This window comes from Enterococcus sp. H57, from assembly GCF_003112495.1.
Lineage (GTDB): Bacteria > Bacillota > Bacilli > Lactobacillales > Enterococcaceae > Enterococcus_B > Enterococcus_B faecium.
Genome location: NZ_BEHC01000088.1, coordinates 1 through 685, shown reverse-complemented (window position 1 = coordinate 685; position 685 = coordinate 1). Strand labels below are relative to the sequence as shown.

Annotated in this window: 1 protein-coding gene; it reads right to left on the bottom strand. The window is 33.7% G+C overall.

Going from position 1 to position 685, the window contains the following annotated elements; all coding sequences use genetic code 11:
* Window positions 1-95: 95 nt before the first annotated feature.
* Entirely contained in the window at window positions 96-566 is a 471-nt protein-coding gene (locus tag DIZ30_RS13185) for a glutathione peroxidase (protein ID WP_002289440.1), read from the bottom strand.
* Between the last annotated feature and the right edge of the window lie 119 nt (window positions 567-685).

Below are 685 nucleotides of genomic sequence, written 5' to 3'. Positions count from 1 at the left end.
TGGTTACACTCCTTTGTTTTCTTTCGTCGGAAATACAATTTGAGTGTACCATAAATGCCTTTTTATTTTTCTAACTTAATTTTACAATTCGCGAGTTAAAGAACGGATTCAATTGCAGCGGTCATTTTCAATGGAGAAGTTTGTGGTGCAAATCGTTCGATTACTTTGCCATTTCTATCAATCAAAAATTTAGTAAAATTCCATTTTATTGCTTTAGTGACAGTACCAGGAGCTTCATTTTTAAGATAAGTAAAAAGAGGATCTGTATTTTCTCCATTTACGTCAATCAATTGATGCATAGGGAAGGTAACGCCATAAGTGGTTTTACAAGCTTCTGCTGCTTCAGTCGCTGAATCTAGCTCTTGTTTAAATTGATTGGAAGGAAAGCCTAAGATAACCAGACCTTGTGTCTGATAAGCTTGGTAAAGTTCTTCTAATTGTTTAAATTGAGGTGCTAGACCGCATTTTGTTGCAGTGTTAACAATGATTATCGGTTTGCCTGCATATTTTTTCAATGAATAGACAGTGCCGTCTTCTAAAGTAGTTTCAAAATTATAAATAGACATAAAGTTTTCTCCTTTCTATTTTATATAACGCCGATTGTAAAATTAAGCTAGACAACTAAAAAAGTCATTTGTGCTACACTCAAAATAGTTCCGACCAAAGAATTATAAGGAGTGAGTAC